Genomic DNA, 14,788 nt, shown 5'->3' on the forward strand with positions numbered 1-14,788 from the left:
AGACCGCATCTGGCGATCGCAAATGGGGGCGCGCGCTCGTCCTCGATTGGATGATGTGGGACGTATTCGCAAAGACGTGGAAAAAGCGCCGTCCACAGTTCGCGACGTTTTTCGCCAATTCGACAGCGTTTCTTCAGCACCGATACTGGCGTCAGATGGATCCGGACTCCTACCAGGTGAAACCTTCTGAAGAAGACGTGCGGAACTACGGTTCGGCAATCGAGGATTCGTATCGTCACATGGACCGGATCGTTGGCAAGGCCTTTGATCTGGTTGGCCCAACCGGTCGGATCGTTTTGGCGACAGCTCTAAGCCAGCAAGCCAATACCCAATATGAACATATTGGCGGCAAATTCGTGTATCGCCCTCACAGCTTCAAAGACCTGTTTCAATGGGCTGGTGGACCGCAACCTGTTAGTTTCGAACCGGTCATGACACATCAGGCTTGGGCCACATTCCAGTCTGAAGCAGCCGCCATCGAAGCAGAAGCAACGCTCGCCGCGCTTCAGTCGAACGGAAAGACCATCATGGAATGGCGCCGCACTGCAAATCGGATCATGTTCTGGTGTGGTCTGATATCGAAGACCGAACCCGGGTTTGAAGTGACAAACGCCAAAAATGGAGAAAGCACCTCATTTGAGGAGCTGTTCATGCTGGTAGGCCAAGTGAACAATTCTAANCATTGCCGCGATGGAGCNTTTTGGGTGCAAAGCGTCGACGGATCAGCAAAGCGACATGTCGACAAACTGCCACTGGAGCACGCCTATGGNTTGATGCTGGATATGTTTTCAGACCAGACNGCATCAAAAGTCGCGGCCGANTGAGACATCCCGCCTAAAGCCGGACTGTGCCGCGCACGACCCGGCCGTTGCGCTCTATCTCAATATCCCAGCTACTGACTCCCTCNTTGAGCGCCGATTTGAGCTCATCAACCGTCTTCGTTTGAACGCCGTTCACCGAGCGCACAATGTCTCCGGGGCGGAAGAAATTCCGCGCAATAGAGCGGCGCATGACTGAATAGACATAGATGCCTGATCCTTTCTGGAAAGGATCCAGCCCGTTTTCCTCAGCCAAACGAGGAGAGAGCTCAACCACGCGCGCACCTGAGAATGCGGTCCGTCCTTCCAGCAATACAACGTCAGCCTCGCTGGCACCGGGTGGCGGGGCCACGGTCACACCCATGTTCTGGGTCTTGCCGCCGCGAAGCACTGTCAGCGACGCTTCCTCACCGGGGCTCCGCACGGCCGCCANGAATTTCAGACCCTTCTCATCGAAGACTTCACGTCCATCGATGGCNGTGATCAGATCGCCGCGNCGCAGTCCGGCTTCATCAGCGGGACCATCATCATAGACCTCGGTAACCATCACGCCGACCGGCCGATCGAGACCTTGAGCTTTTGCAATGTCATAGCTGACGGATTGCGCGGCGAGACCGAGCCAAGGGCGTACAAACGTGCCTTCATTCATGGCCGCGTCNACCACGCGCTTCACCATCTCTGCCGGAATGGCAAACCCGATCCCGTTCGAACCGCCGGAGCGAGAAAAGATCGCCGTATTCACGCCAACGAGTTCGCCCTTGGTATTGACCAGAGCGCCGCCGGAATTCCCTGGATTCACCGCCGCATCGGTCTGCAGGAAAAAGGCATAGTCAGAGATTCCGACATCTGTTCGCGCCGTCGCAGAGATAATGCCGCTGGTGACAGTCTGGCCAACGCCGAACGGGTTTCCAATGGCCAGCACAAGATCGCCGACCTGCGCCGCACGCGTGTCTGCATATGGCAATACCGGCAACACCGCGCCCTCAGTGTCGATCTTCAGCACAGCAAGGTCAGTCCGCTCGTCCGCGAGCACCAATTCAGCCGGATACTCCCTGCGATCACTCAGCACGACACGATACGTATCCGCGCCTTCGATCACATGATTGTTCGTTACAATCACACCGTCTGATCCGACAATCACACCGGACCCAAGCGAATTCTGGCGACGCTGCTTGGGAATGGCATTGCCAAAGAACATCTGCTCCATTGGCGATACGCGATTGGACACCATACGTTCGGTGAACACGTTGACGACAGCCGGCGACGCTTCCCTGACAAGCGGCGCAAAGCTGAGATCAATTTCGGTTTGTGACTGCGGCAGTCGCTGCGCGCTTGCAAACAGTGGCAACAAAGCCAGGACAAGAAGGGCCAGAACCGAAAGCCCGGCAACGACCAGGAACTTCGAAACGTGTTTCGTCATGCGGAGTGTATGCATCATGACTATGGCTCTATTGCGGCGTGAAGCAGGTGGCAATTCCTCACTTCATGACAAATCNGTGAGTTTTTTCAGGGAGTTGTGCCCGGCTCATCCCTGGCTGCGAGCGCAGCCAGATTGGCTGCATGGCTTTCCCTGCTGATACGATAAAAGCTCAGGCAGAAAATCATGAGCNTCCAGATCACNAGCAGCGACACGGCATACCCCCATCCGAGACGGTCCAGCGAAGCATCCGCCACCTCACCCGGCTGCATGCCGGGCCGTAGCTCTGCCACCGACAATACGACGGCGGCCGTCAGAATTCCCGCCCCCTGCGAAAGCTTCCGAATGAANCTGATACCCGCAAAGAAGATGCCNTCGGAACGGCGCCCTGTGGCAAGTTCGCTNTCTTCAACAATGTCCGCAACCATCGCCGCCATCAGCATTTGCGTCACAATGATCAACGCCACNTCGACCACAGTGATCACGAGCACGATGTAATACAGCGCGTCAGTCCCGTTGGCAGGCATGAGCCCGAACAGCCGCGCCAGAACGGGGGCTGGTGCAATTGTAAAGGCGAACAAGCCGATGATGATCGCCCCGCGCTTCTTGCCCAGCGATTTCCCGATGAGCGGTGCCAGCACCAGCGCCATGCCAGCCGACAGGAATACGCCCATGGTCAGCCCTGCGATCTGATCGGTGTCAAAGCCCCAGAAGAAGCCNTTGATGTACTGATTCAATGCCGCTGATATTCCACTCGCGAACAGACCGAAAAGTGTCGCCAGAAATAGCGCCCGGAATGACGGATTCGAAACGGTCTCGAATATCTCACTGAACACTTTGCCGATGGTGAGGTTGCGAGCAGGCGGCGCTGCCTTGAGGTGTGGGATATAACGATGGGTTCCGACACTGCAGATAAAAATGGCACCGACGATCGTGACCGCTGCCCAGAGCCCATAGGTGTGCCATCCATCCAGATTGAAGAAGCCCATCTTTACCGTTTCGGTTGGCCGCAATAGCAAGGTCAGCAAGGCAACCTGNATGGCCAAGCCGCCGATCCAGGCNAAGAAATACCTGAATGACATGAGGCTGGTTCGGGCGTCGTAATCCTGCGTGAGTTCTGCGGCNAGTGCGAGGCTNGGCACNTCGTAAAACGTAAAGCACAGCCGTACGGTGATCGTGATCGCAACCAACCAGACAAACAATCCTTGGCTATCCNGTCCCTCCGGAGGATTCCAGGTCAGGAAATATGCAACGCCGAGCGGCAACATGGCTGCNTACATGAAGGGGNGCCGACGCCCGAACCGTGTGCGGACATTATCCGACCAATACCCGACAATCGGATCCGACACAGCGTCAACGACAAGAGCCAGGAACAACGCGCCAGCAACAAGCGACGCAGAGATGCCCAGGACCTGACTATAGTAGAGCAGCAGAAAATACTCGAAGCCGTTATTCTTGACCCCGCTCGCGGCACCGCCCACGCCATAAGCAATCCTGGTCAGGAAGCCCGGCTTGCGTACGACTGGCGTGGGCGCTGCCGTAAAGGTCAAAGGCCGAGCACCATCTTGGCCATGATGTTGCGCTGGATCTCATTTGAACCAGCGTAGATCGACGTCTTGCGATAGTTGAAGTAACTCGGCGCAACAGGCACGGCATATTGCGGCATTGGCAGGTCAGCATTTGCGCCATCCCGCGCGACAGCGAAACTGTCCTGAACAAATGGTGCAGCATAGGCGCCGGTCGCTTCCAGGATCAATTCCGTGATCGCCTGCTGGGTATCCGACCCTTCGCATTTGAGCATGGAGCTCTCAGGGCCAACTGCCTGCCCCGCCGACAAGGCCGAAAAAATCCTCTGCTCAGTTGCATCCAGACTGTCGATCTTGATTTCCATGTTCGCCAGCTTGCGAGAGAAATCCCGATCACGGATAAGCGCCTCACCTTCAGATTGCTCCAGACTGGCTATCTTTCGCGCCTTTCTCAGCATGTTCCGAAGACCCGGGGCATACGCATTGCCACGCTCGAACTGGAGCAAGTATTTCGCGTAGGTCCAGCCCTTGTTCTCTTCGCCTACAAGCGCTTCAGCCACTGGCACACGGACATTCTCGAAGAAGACCTGGTTGATCTCCTGCTGCCCTTCCAGTGGTCCATCCAGCGTAGGAAGTGCGGAAACGGTGATACCCGGCAGAGTCATCGGAAACACGATAAAGCTGATCCCCTCCTGAGGCTTACCCTCTTTGGAAGTTCTGACCAGACAGAAGATCATGTCGGCCCACTGCGCGTGCGTGGTCCAGATCTTCGAACCGTTGAGAACGTAGTCGTCACCGTCGCGCACCGCGCTCATCTGTAGTGAAGCGAGATCAGATCCAGCGCCCGGCTCTGAATACCCTTGGCACCACCAGACATCAGACCGGAGGATCGGCGGAAGGTACTTTTCTTTTTGCTCGTCTGAACCGAATTCCATCAGAACTGGCGCGACCATCGATATCCCCATCGGACTGACCGTGGGAGTACCGGCAGCGGAAAGCTCCATGTTCAGGATGTAGCGCTCGGATGGTGACAGACCGGGGCCACCATATTTTTCCGGCCAGTTGGGCGCGACCCAGCCCTTTTCATAAAGGCGCTTCTGCCACTCCACCTGGCCGTCCTTGTCGAGATACCCGTTCTTCGACATGGCCATTTTCGCACGCAGCTCAGGCGTATACGCCTCGGCAATCCAATCCCTGACTTCTTTTTGGAACTCAAGGTCTTCCTTGGTAAATGAGAGGTCCATAATTGTCTCGGATCAATCGACGCTTGTGAGGTAGGTAATTTGTGGCGCGCCAGCGAGGCACGCGCCCAGCTTTGGCGCAGCTGCGGTGTAATGCTCGGTCTTGCCATGCGCATCCAGATCGTCCTGGCTGGCATACTCTTCGAGGAAAACGTAGGAGCCGTCTTTGGATTTATAGAGCTGGTATGTGAGACAGCCCGGCTCGCTGGCCTTGACCTTCGCCATCAGGTCCCTTGCGACCTGTTCAAATTCCGCTTCCTTGCCCTCTTGAATGGACAGGTTCACAACCACACCAATCATGTCGATTTCCTCCTGATATATGCGTCTATCCTTAGGATGTTCGGCGCCGACGGCAAGGCTAACGTAAGGGAGGGAGCGATCAGGTTTTGGTCGGTTGAAGCGTTGTTTTGCCAGCCTCTCGACATGGGCCTTAGCTTTTGGAATGAATTTTGCTGTTCCTAAACAGAAGCAGACGTTCAGGACCCTCAATGCCTTCCGATGTTATGGAAAGAAACACTATGCCAAAGTCGACATATGCATCGCAGTCGAACGCAATGGCCGTGATTCCGACCTTGAATGAGGAAGCTCACATCGAGGCGTGCATTCGCTCCCTAATGGTGGGCGACAAAACGCTACAGGAAATTCCACTCGTCATCGCGGACGGTGGAAGTCACGACCGTACTGTTGAGATTGTCGAGGGTCTCAAAGGCGAGTTCCCGAATTTGATCGTCCTGAAAAACCCCAAACGGCTACAGGCTGCAGCAATCAATCTGGCCGTCGAGGCATATGGTTCCGACCACACCGATTATATGGTGCGTTGCGATGCACATTCGATCTATCCGCCAAATTTCATTCTGGATGTCGTCGATTCATTGAAGTCCACCCAAGCCGCATCTGTCGTCGTACCGATGGACGCCATTGGCCAATCCTGCTTCGAGAAGGCCAATGCATGGGTCTCAAACACAATACTTGGATCAGGCGGATCTGCTCACAAGGCGGGGCGGAAGTCCGGTTATGTCGATCATGGTCATCACGCTGGCTTCGATTTGAGGGTCTTCAAGAAAGTTGGCGGATACGACGATACGTTTTCTCACAATGAAGATGCCGAATATGATGCGCGCGTCGCGCAACAAGGAGGACGCATTTTTCTCAATGCAGACATCCGCATTCAGTATGTACCTCGCAGCAGCGCCACCGCCTTGGCCAGGCAATACTTCAATTATGGCAAAGGGCGCGCCCGCACCATTCGCAAACACCAGGAAGTGCTGAAATTACGACAAGCGCTGCCAATTGCGGCGTTGCTTGCAAATCTGATGAGCCTGATAGCCGCACCGTTCATTTGGTGGACTCTTCTTCTGCCAATCATGTACCTTTTGGTTCTTGGCGCAGCTTCGCTGGTCATCGCGATAAGCAAGAGATCAATCTGCGGGCTCTACGCGGGCGTTGTGTCGTTCGCCATTCATATGAGTTGGGCCGCCGGTTTCTTGCGCGAAACCATACTTCCAAAGCGTTCCGGCACCGCCTCGCCTTTGGTTTCCACCCAAAAACCACTATAAACAATTCATTAATCATTGAGCATCCATGGCAAAGCTGACGCAGCAAATTCAGAAGTCGTTTATCGAGCGCCTCGGGCAACTGACCCGCTCGACCACGTCTTTGCGCGCGCGGATGCGGCAACGGTTCGAAGCGTTCTCGACGCCATCGGAGGCAGAGGCCGAACCAGCTCCTGCTCAGGCGCTGACTCGCGTATCTGCAGCGCCGGACGGCGAATGCCTGTATGCTATTGGCGACATTCACGGTCGGCACGATCTGTTGGAACGCCTCATCGATCAAATCAAGCAAGATCGGCAAACGCTGCCTGAAGGCACCAAGTGCACGATCGTCTTTCTCGGGGACTACATTGATCGGGGGCTGCAGTCCCGCAGTGTCATCGATTTCCTGATCAGCGACCGCCTTGATGGTTTTGAAACAGTCTTCCTGATGGGAAACCATGAGGAGGCGCTTCTGCGTTTCTACCATGATGCCAGTTTCGGAAAACAATGGGTCCGATATGGCGGCGGGGAAACACTTTACTCTTATGGCTTTCAACCACCGAACACGCGCTCCAGCCTGACGTCACACGAAGCCATGCAAGCGGCGAAGAAAGCCTGGGACCAGGTCTGGACCGGATTTCGCGATCGGCTGCCGAAAGAGCACCTTGAATTCTACGCATCCCTCAAGACCCATCACATCGCGGGCGACTATCTCTTCGTACATGCAGGTGTGCGTCCTGATGTTCCTCTGGATCAGCAATCTGACCGGGACATGCTGTGGATCAGAGATGAATTCCTGGATGATGCGGCAGAATTCGAGCACGTAATCGTGCACGGCCACACGCCAGCAGATGACGTCTTCCGCGATAATCGTAGAATCGGCCTCGATACCGGGGCCTTCATTAGTGGACGCTTATCGGCTGCCAGACTTTTTGGCACTGATGTCAGCTTTCTGGAAACAAGTCCGAGTTAAAGACTAATCATAGCTTGGCGGCGGGTGCCGTCCAATCAGGGAGAATTTGGGGACATGACCATATTTCGTGCTATTTTGTTGGCGCTTGCGGCAGGTACATTCCTGCTCGTTTCTGCCTGCCAGTCCGGCACCGTCACACAGCGCTCAGACGCGACCGATGTTGCGACCGACCAGCGCACTGCTCCGGCGTACGTCCTGGGTAATGGCGACCGCCTTCGTGTAACTGTGTTCGGCCACCCGGACCTGTCCGGCGAGTTCGATGTTGACGGCTCCGGCGCAATTTCATTGCCACTGATCGGCCAGCTCGACGCGCTCGGCCTCACCACACCAGAACTCGAAGCTCGTATCGTCGAAACGCTTGATGGTGATTACATCCTGAACCCACGCGTAAGTGCGGAAGTGATCAACTATCGTCCCTTCTACATTCTCGGCGAAGTTGGATCACCAGGCGAATATCCCTACACGTCCGGCCTGACCGTTCTGAATGCCGTGGCGGCTGCGGGTGGATTTACCTATCGGGCCAACAAGAAGGTTGTGTTCATCAAAAGCGTAGATGGCGCAGAAGAACAAAGCTACACGCTCGACACCAATACAGCGGTTAAACCCGGCGACACGATCCGGATCGGTGAGCGCATTTTCTAGCGCGACTTAACCATTCAAAAATTGCAAAGGCGGCGCTTTCTGGGCGTCGCCTTTTTTGTTTCCCGATTCCCAGCTTGGCACGCGACTGTCCTAGAATCGGTCACTCATTTTCAAACGAGCAAGAAATACCCCCAGAACGCCCAAATTTCGTAGTGTTTTGCCGAATACTTACCCTTTACTTTCCCCTGACACGCGAAATTTGCGTCCATCCGCTAATTATTTTCAAAATTGGCGGTACAAACATTGCAAACCTCCCTGAAAGAAATAAACATCCAATCAATCTTCCGAGTTAACTACTCGTTAGCAAATGCGTTGGGTGTGGCAGGTAACCCGGCACATTGTGTGTAGATTGTAGGGGACGAAAATGGGATTGAGACTTTCGAAAGAGTCGCGCGAAGTGGAGATTTCGACATATACGACCCTCAGGAGCCGGCCCGTTCGTCCGGGAACTGAGCTATCGGCGAAACGCACATTTGATGTCGTCGTCGCTTCCGCCATCCTGTTGTTCACCGCTCCACTTATTCTTGCAGTCGCGATTATCGTGCGCCTGCAGGATGGCGCACCGGCCCTGTTCCGCCAGTCCCGTCTCGGAAAAGACGGTGTGCCATTCAAATGCTACAAGCTACGCTCCATGGTCGCTGACGCGGATATCCGCCTGCAGGAATTACTCGCCGCCGACCCGGAAGCTCGCCGCGAATGGGCAGACACACAGAAACTCACACACGATCCCCGCATCACACCTTTTGGCCACTTCCTTCGGAAAAGCTCAATCGATGAACTGCCCCAGCTTATCAATGTCATTCGTGGGGACATGTCCCTCGTAGGTCCACGCCCAATCGTTGAAAGCGAAGTTTCGAAGTATGGCGACAACTTCAAAGACTATTGCGCCGTCCGTCCTGGTCTGACAGGTCTTTGGCAGGTTCGCGGTCGCAGCGATACGACGTATGAGTCCCGCGTAGAGATGGATGTCGAATATGTTCGTGAGCATTCCTTCCTGTCTGATCTCAAGATCCTTTTCCTGACGGTTCCAGCGGTCTTCAACTCCCGCGGCGCACGCTGATTCCAAAGGTCGAGAATGAAAGCTCGGCATTCCAAGGCGCATTAAAAAGCCGGACGAGATGAACGATCTCGTCCGGCTTTTCCTTGCCCAATGTTCAGGTGTCAGTTGACGTTAAAGTTGTGCCCGAAACCAGTCGATCGTATCCGCTACCCCGGTCTCAAGCGAAAAGCGCGGCGCCCAATCGAGACCAGATGCGCGTGTCTTTGACATATCAGCGACAATAAGAGGTGGCTCGAACGCAGGCGCTTCCCTCGCTCCAAGCTTGACCAGATCATTCCGGCCAACAGCGCTGGCGATTTCAAGAATGACGTCTTTGACGCGGACCGCCTGGCCAGTTCCGATATTGTACTCGCCGGTCAGATCACTGGCGGCAAGCGCTGCCATGCCGCGGCCGACGTCCGCCACATGACTGTAGTCGCGCAGCTGCATGCCGTGAGAACACGCCGCTTCGTCTCCCGCCAGCAATGAGTTAATCACATAAGCCGTCAGGCGGCTTTCGTGCTCACGAGGACCATAAATGAAGAATGGGCGACCTGCCACGAATGAGGCCCCGGCCACCTGACACATGGCTGAGAGGCCGTGCAGAACTGACACTTTCGCGGTTCCGTAAATCGTGTTCGGGCGCAATGGCGTGACATCTTCGATGCAAATTCCGGACGTCCAGTCATATTCGCCACAGGACCCACACAAAGCGATGCGTTTGCCACCAGCATCAAGAAAGTCCCGTCCCAAGGCGAGGCTTGCCTGAAGCCAGTCAATATTTTCTGGCGCTCCCCAAAGCCCGCTGACCGCAGCACGCCATGCGATATGGAGCAGCGTATCGGCCCCAGCCTCGGAGATCAGTTTTTGCCGGGCTTCCGGATCAGTCAGATCGCAGCCGACGTAATGCGCTCCCGGGACGCTTTCGGAAATCGGGCGGCTTGTTGGAACGATAACCTTGTGCCCGCGGGTAACCAGGTCTGTGACGGCATGGAACCCGATGAAGCCGGTACCGCCTGTAACAATAATGGTCTGTGTCATTGATTGATTTTCCGCGTGTGCAGCTTCTTGTCAGATGTCGAGGTCGGGCCAGTTGCGGTCCTTATCGGAGATATCGGTAACCGGGGCAGGCCATTTGATTCCAACACCCGGATCGTCCCAGCGAACACCGCGCTCCGTTCCCGGCGCATAGGCATGCGAGGTCTGGTAAAACACTTCAGCACCGTCCGTCAGTGACAGGTATGCGTGCGCGAATAGAGGCGGAACAATCAGCGCCTTCCGGTTTTCAGCTGTCAGTTCGACGCCGAACCATTGGTATCGCGTCGGCGAATCTGGCCGCATATCGACGATGACGTCGAAAACGGCGCCATTGATACAGCGAAAGAATTTTGCCTCCGGCGCTGTTTCGTCCTGATAATGCAATCCGCGCAACGTCCCGGCCGAAACGTTGCCGGACATATTCGCTTGGACGAATTCATAGTTCGCACCAACCGTGGCAAGTTCGTCCTTGCAGTAAGCTCGCGCAAAATAGCCGCGCGCATCCGAGAATGGCTCCTGCTCAACGATGAACGCACCGCTGAGCGGCGTTTCGACAAATTTCATGTCAGTCCCCTGAATTGATGTCCGGAAATTGGATTAGCCTATAGAAGTTGCAAATCACATTCCGAGATTAACAATCTTTTCGCTGTCATTTCATCGTATCGAAACTTCTATGGTTTACGGGCGATCGTGACCAAACAAGCCGTGCAAGCGTGGGACATGGCGAACTTACGGAGACTTCTATGAATGACGGCAATCTGACCGAAAGCGGTGTGCGCATTCTCGGCGCGGGGTGCGCAGGCTTCGGTGCAGCTCATCAACTGCACTCACAAGGGGTCAAGCCTGTCATCTACGAAGCGCGAGATCACATTGGCGGGCATACCGCCAGCTTCGACTATAAGGACGGCTTCATTTTCGACGAAGGGCCGCATATCTCTTTTACAAAGAATGAGCGGATCAAGACACTCTTTGCTGAAAGCGTGGAGCAGGACTTCCAAGCCTTCCCGTCCCGCGTAAACAATTACTGGCAAGGCCATTGGATCAAGCATCCGGCTCAGGTGAATTTGGCGGGTCTTCCGAGACAATTGATCGTTGATTGCATCAAGGATTTTGTCCACGCGCAAAACAATGAGTATGGCGAAATCCGCAATTATCAGGATTGGCTTCACGCGGCCTTCGGCCCAACCTTCGGCGACACGTTCCCGGGCGAGTACACCAAGAAGTACCACACGACAGAAGCCAAGAACCTGACCACGGATTGGCTTGGACCGCGCCTGTACCAACCGGATCTCGAAGAGGTCCTCCACGGCGCGCTCGACAAGGATACTCAGGACGTCCACTACATTCCGGACTTCCGCTATCCGACAAATGGCGGCTTCGTCTCCTACCTCGACATGTTCGCGAAGAAGTCTGAGGTTCACCTCGATCATCGCGTGACCGAAATCGACACAAGGGAAAAGATGCTTACCTTCTCTCATGGGGGACAAGCATCCTATGAGAAACTGATCTCCTCGATCCCGCTGCCGGCGCTGATCCCACTCATCAAGGATGCCCCCAAGGATGTTCAGGAGGCCGCTGCGCTCCTGTCATGCAGTCAGGTCGTACTAATCAATATCGGGGTAAATCGGGCGAACGTTTCGGATTGTCACTGGACCTATTTCTACGACGCAGACATTCCGTTCTCGCGCTTGTCCTTCCCTCACATGTTTTCCCCGCACGTCGCCCCGGAAGGCTGCGGCGCAATTCAGGCAGAGATCTATTTTTCAGATAAATGGAAGCCGATGACCGGTACGCTGGAAGACTGGATCGAACCGACCATCCAGAGCCTGATGAAGATCGGCTACATTCAGGACCGGGAAGAAATCATCCACACTTCGACCCTCTACGCCCCGTGGGGCAATGTCATCTTCGACCACGACCGCCCCAAATGCCTCAAACTGGTACATGACTATCTGAAGGAAGTTGGTGTCGCCTATTGCGGCCGGTATGGCGATTGGGCGTATATCTGGACAGATGAAAGCTTCATCTCAGGTGAACGCGCCGCAAACATGGTCATGAATTACGGCGCTGAAGCCTAGTTCAGAAGTGACGCAACCCGGTCAGCAATCGCCAGGCTGGACGTGAGTCCAGGGCTTTCTATGCCAAACAGATGGACCTGACCGGGCACCCCATGATCCTCAGGACCGGCAATCCGGAAATCTGCATTCGGCTGACCCGGTCCGGATATTTTCGGGCGAATGCCGGAGTATCCGGCAACAAGCGAGTTATCCGGCAGCCCCGGCCAATAGCGCCGGATCGCCTCGTAGAATGAGTTGCCGCGTGCGGGATCAACTTCATAGTCGAGTGTTTCAACCCATTGGACATCCGGGCCAAAACGCGCCTGCCCGCCCATATCGAGCGTCAGATGCACACCCAACCCGCCTGGCTCCGGCACCGGATAAATCAATTTGCTGAACGGTGTAGAGCCACTCAGTGAGAAATAATTGCCCTTGGCGTAGTAGAATTCGGGCACGTGCTCAGATGGCACACCCTCAATACGTCCAGCCAAAGCTGGAGCAGTCAGACCTGCAGCGTTCACAACCATGTTGGCCGTAATCGTCGCAGCTTCATCGCCTGAACAGACCAATCGGGTCCTTCCATCTGGCAAGACTTCGCCCGAAACAACTTCCGTCTTGAATGCGATCACACCTCCATGATCTTCAGCTTCTCCCTGGAGACTGACCATGTAGGAATGACTGTCCAGTATTCCGGTGGAGGGCGACAGCAAAGCGCGGGTAGCATGAAGCGCTGGCTCCAATAGCTGGGCCTCTGCAGCATCGATGATCGTCAAATCATCCACGCCGTTGTCCCAAGCGTGCGATGCAATGCGCTCTAATTCCTCAGCCTGAATGTCGTTTGTCGCAACGATCAGTTTCCCGCATTGGCGATACGGGAGTGACCGCGACTGCAGATATTCATAGAGTTTTTCACGACCGGACACACAGCATTCAGCTTTCAGTGAACCTTTCGGATAGTAAATGCCCGCATGGATGACTTCAGAGTTCCGCGAACTGGTTTCCATGCCGATATCGGCACCGCGCTCGATGACCAAGACATCACGCCCACCTTTAGCCAGCGCCCTGGCACACGCCAGCCCGACAACGCCTGCACCAATGACGACGCACTCTATTTCGTACCCTGTATCCATGAGCGGTAATTAGAACAAAAATATCGGACACGCTAATTCGAATTTTGGTTCTGTCACGGCCCGGTTCTTGCTACTTGGCAGACAATCCTGTCTCGAAATCGGCATGATCTGCGCATTGAACTAAAACAGCACAGTCGCCGTCACTTTGAGACACCATGCAATCCAAGGGGACACTCTCATGCGCGTACTTTTCACTGGGGCTGATGGATATATCGGGGCTCTGTTGGGGCCTTATCTGCTTGAGCGCGGTATTGATGCCGTCGGTCTTGATACCGGATACTATCGCGAAGGCTGGCTCTACCCCATGAGCGGGCCGCGCCCACAGATTGTCACCAAAGACATTCGCGACATTACGGCTGAGGATCTGCAAGGCTTCGATGCCGTCGCACACCTTGCAGAACTTTCGAACGATCCGCTTGGCCAGCAAAATCCGGAACTGACCTTCCAGATCAACCACCAAGGCTCGGTTCGTTTGGCGAATGAAGCCCGCAAGGCTGGAGTGAAGCGCTTCGTATATATGTCCTCCTGCTCCGTTTATGGCGTCGGCAAGGATGACGGCGTTCTGGACGAGACGAGCGAAGTCAATCCGCAAACGGCCTATGCCGAATGCAAGGTTCGCGTTGAGAACGACCTCACGCCAATGAACGATGCAAACTTCACGACCTGCTTCATGCGCAACGCAACCGCCTATGGTGCCAGCCCGCGCCAGCGCTTCGATATCGTGCTCAACGATCTGTGTGGCCTTGCCTGGACCACGAAAGAAATCAAGCTGTTGTCAGACGGCAAACCGTGGCGGCCTCTCGTCCACGCTCTGGACATGTGTCAGGCGATTTACTGCGCACTGAATGCGGATCAGGACAAGATCGCCGGACAGCGTATGAATGTAGGTTCCACCGATCAGAACTATCGGGTCATCGACATCGCCAAAATCGTTGCTGACGAATTCCCGGATTGCACACTGTCGGTCGGAGAGCCATCTGCCGACAATCGCTCCTACCGGGTGAATTTCGACAAGATCCAGAAATTGATGCCGGACTTCAAATGTGAATGGACCGCAGAAAAAGGCGCCGCGCAGCTTCACAAGGTGTTCAAAGCCATCAATATGACACCAGAAATCTTCCAGGCAAATCCGTATACGCGCCTGAAAATGTTGATGAAGTACAAGGCCGATGGACTGCTGACAGACGACTTGTACTGGTCATCGTCCGATCTTTAGCGAACGCCTCAGGGCGGGCTGGCGGAAAAATCGGCGCCAGTCGCCCATGAGGTGGGCGAGGTAGAACAGAAATCGTATGCTGAATCACTTGGAATAATCGTTGTATGTAGCTCACTGTCATGTGACAGAAGCGGTATTCCGAGACTGGATGGGGACGTC

General features: G+C 55.1%; 13 protein-coding genes. 6 read left to right on the forward strand and 7 right to left on the reverse strand.

Annotation, left to right across the window (positions count from 1 at the left end):
• Nucleotides 1–834 precede the first annotated feature (834 nt).
• From CBB91_RS09545 to CBB91_RS09560, 4 genes are all read right to left on the reverse strand, one after another.
• Nucleotides 835–2,256: a Do family serine endopeptidase gene (locus CBB91_RS09545; RefSeq protein ID WP_273013777.1), complete on the reverse strand. Its 1,422-nt coding sequence runs from the start codon at nucleotides 2,254–2,256 to the stop codon at nucleotides 835–837.
• A gap of 68 nt (nucleotides 2,257–2,324) precedes the next feature.
• Nucleotides 2,325–3,785: an MFS transporter gene (locus CBB91_RS09550; protein WP_273013778.1), complete on the reverse strand. Its 1,461-nt coding sequence runs from the start codon at nucleotides 3,783–3,785 to the stop codon at nucleotides 2,325–2,327.
• Nucleotides 3,782–5,005 (reverse strand): acyl-CoA dehydrogenase family protein, encoded by a 1,224-nt coding sequence (locus CBB91_RS09555; protein WP_035553771.1) that lies wholly within the window; start codon nucleotides 5,003–5,005, stop codon nucleotides 3,782–3,784. Before CBB91_RS09555 ends, CBB91_RS09550 begins: the two co-directional genes overlap by 4 nt.
• A gap of 12 nt (nucleotides 5,006–5,017) precedes the next feature.
• The gene (locus CBB91_RS09560) at nucleotides 5,018–5,302 is read right to left on the reverse strand and encodes a putative quinol monooxygenase (protein ID WP_035553773.1); all 285 of its coding nucleotides are present in this window, start codon (nucleotides 5,300–5,302) and stop codon (nucleotides 5,018–5,020) included.
• Nucleotides 5,303–5,520: 218 nt separating this feature from the next.
• Here CBB91_RS09560 and CBB91_RS09565 point away from each other — a divergent pair, with 218 nt between their 5' ends.
• From CBB91_RS09565 to CBB91_RS09580, 4 genes are all read left to right on the forward strand, one after another.
• Nucleotides 5,521–6,558 (forward strand): glycosyltransferase family 2 protein, encoded by a 1,038-nt coding sequence (locus tag CBB91_RS09565; protein ID WP_273013780.1) that lies wholly within the window; start codon nucleotides 5,521–5,523, stop codon nucleotides 6,556–6,558.
• A gap of 25 nt (nucleotides 6,559–6,583) precedes the next feature.
• Nucleotides 6,584–7,507, forward strand: coding sequence for a metallophosphoesterase family protein (locus tag CBB91_RS09570; RefSeq protein WP_273013781.1), 924 nt, complete (start codon nucleotides 6,584–6,586; stop codon nucleotides 7,505–7,507).
• A 54-nt stretch (nucleotides 7,508–7,561) separates the two neighbouring features.
• Nucleotides 7,562–8,149, forward strand: coding sequence for a polysaccharide biosynthesis/export family protein (locus CBB91_RS09575; protein WP_035553775.1), 588 nt, complete (start codon nucleotides 7,562–7,564; stop codon nucleotides 8,147–8,149).
• Between the two features lie 364 nt (nucleotides 8,150–8,513).
• Nucleotides 8,514–9,209: a sugar transferase gene (locus tag CBB91_RS09580; RefSeq protein ID WP_273013783.1), complete on the forward strand. Its 696-nt coding sequence runs from the start codon at nucleotides 8,514–8,516 to the stop codon at nucleotides 9,207–9,209.
• Between the two features lie 111 nt (nucleotides 9,210–9,320).
• Here the strand turns inward: CBB91_RS09580 and CBB91_RS09585 are convergent, their stop codons facing one another.
• Both CBB91_RS09585 and rfbC read right to left on the reverse strand, forming a co-directional pair.
• Nucleotides 9,321–10,229 (reverse strand): NAD(P)-dependent oxidoreductase, encoded by a 909-nt coding sequence (locus tag CBB91_RS09585; protein WP_273013785.1) that lies wholly within the window; start codon nucleotides 10,227–10,229, stop codon nucleotides 9,321–9,323.
• A gap of 30 nt (nucleotides 10,230–10,259) precedes the next feature.
• On the reverse strand, nucleotides 10,260–10,790 hold the full coding sequence (gene rfbC, locus CBB91_RS09590; protein WP_273013787.1) for a dTDP-4-dehydrorhamnose 3,5-epimerase: 531 nt from the start codon (nucleotides 10,788–10,790) through the stop codon (nucleotides 10,260–10,262).
• Between the two features lie 179 nt (nucleotides 10,791–10,969).
• Between rfbC and CBB91_RS09595 the strand changes: the two genes are divergently transcribed.
• The gene (locus tag CBB91_RS09595) at nucleotides 10,970–12,304 is read left to right on the forward strand and encodes an FAD-dependent oxidoreductase (protein ID WP_051602798.1); all 1,335 of its coding nucleotides are present in this window, start codon (nucleotides 10,970–10,972) and stop codon (nucleotides 12,302–12,304) included.
• Here CBB91_RS09595 and CBB91_RS09600 read toward each other — a convergent pair.
• A complete protein-coding gene (locus CBB91_RS09600; RefSeq protein ID WP_273013790.1) occupies nucleotides 12,301–13,413 on the reverse strand; it encodes an NAD(P)/FAD-dependent oxidoreductase in 1,113 nt (370 codons plus the stop codon). The genes CBB91_RS09595 and CBB91_RS09600 overlap by 4 nt on opposite strands.
• A gap of 178 nt (nucleotides 13,414–13,591) precedes the next feature.
• Here CBB91_RS09600 and CBB91_RS09605 point away from each other — a divergent pair, with 178 nt between their 5' ends.
• The gene (locus CBB91_RS09605; RefSeq protein ID WP_035553785.1) at nucleotides 13,592–14,629 is read left to right on the forward strand and encodes an SDR family oxidoreductase; all 1,038 of its coding nucleotides are present in this window, start codon (nucleotides 13,592–13,594) and stop codon (nucleotides 14,627–14,629) included.
• Nucleotides 14,630–14,788 lie beyond the last annotated feature (159 nt).

Origin of the sequence: Hyphomonas sp. TMED31 (assembly GCF_002172815.1) — a bacterium.
In the GTDB taxonomy this organism is placed as follows: Bacteria; Pseudomonadota; Alphaproteobacteria; order Caulobacterales; family Hyphomonadaceae; genus Hyphomonas; species Hyphomonas atlantica.

Excerpts from the sequence above, each read along its gene's own strand:
- CBB91_RS09575 (WP_035553775.1), top strand. The coding sequence starts at position 7,562 with ATGACCATATTTCGTGCTATTTTGTTGGCGCTTGCGGCAGGTACATTC.
- CBB91_RS09585 (WP_273013785.1), bottom strand. The coding sequence starts at position 10,229 with ATGACACAGACCATTATTGTTACAGGCGGTACCGGCTTCATCGGGTTC.
- CBB91_RS09570 (WP_273013781.1), top strand. The coding sequence starts at position 6,584 with ATGGCAAAGCTGACGCAGCAAATTCAGAAGTCGTTTATCGAGCGCCTC.
- CBB91_RS09560 (WP_035553773.1), bottom strand. The coding sequence starts at position 5,302 with ATGATTGGTGTGGTTGTGAACCTGTCCATTCAAGAGGGCAAGGAAGCG.
- CBB91_RS09605 (WP_035553785.1), top strand. The coding sequence starts at position 13,592 with ATGCGCGTACTTTTCACTGGGGCTGATGGATATATCGGGGCTCTGTTG.
- CBB91_RS09595 (WP_051602798.1), top strand. The coding sequence starts at position 10,970 with ATGAATGACGGCAATCTGACCGAAAGCGGTGTGCGCATTCTCGGCGCG.
- CBB91_RS09600 (WP_273013790.1), bottom strand. The coding sequence starts at position 13,413 with ATGGATACAGGGTACGAAATAGAGTGCGTCGTCATTGGTGCAGGCGTT.
- rfbC (WP_273013787.1), bottom strand. The coding sequence starts at position 10,790 with ATGAAATTTGTCGAAACGCCGCTCAGCGGTGCGTTCATCGTTGAGCAG.
- CBB91_RS09565 (WP_273013780.1), top strand. The coding sequence starts at position 5,521 with ATGCCAAAGTCGACATATGCATCGCAGTCGAACGCAATGGCCGTGATT.
- CBB91_RS09555 (WP_035553771.1), bottom strand. The coding sequence starts at position 5,005 with ATGGACCTCTCATTTACCAAGGAAGACCTTGAGTTCCAAAAAGAAGTC.
- CBB91_RS09580 (WP_273013783.1), top strand. The coding sequence starts at position 8,514 with ATGGGATTGAGACTTTCGAAAGAGTCGCGCGAAGTGGAGATTTCGACA.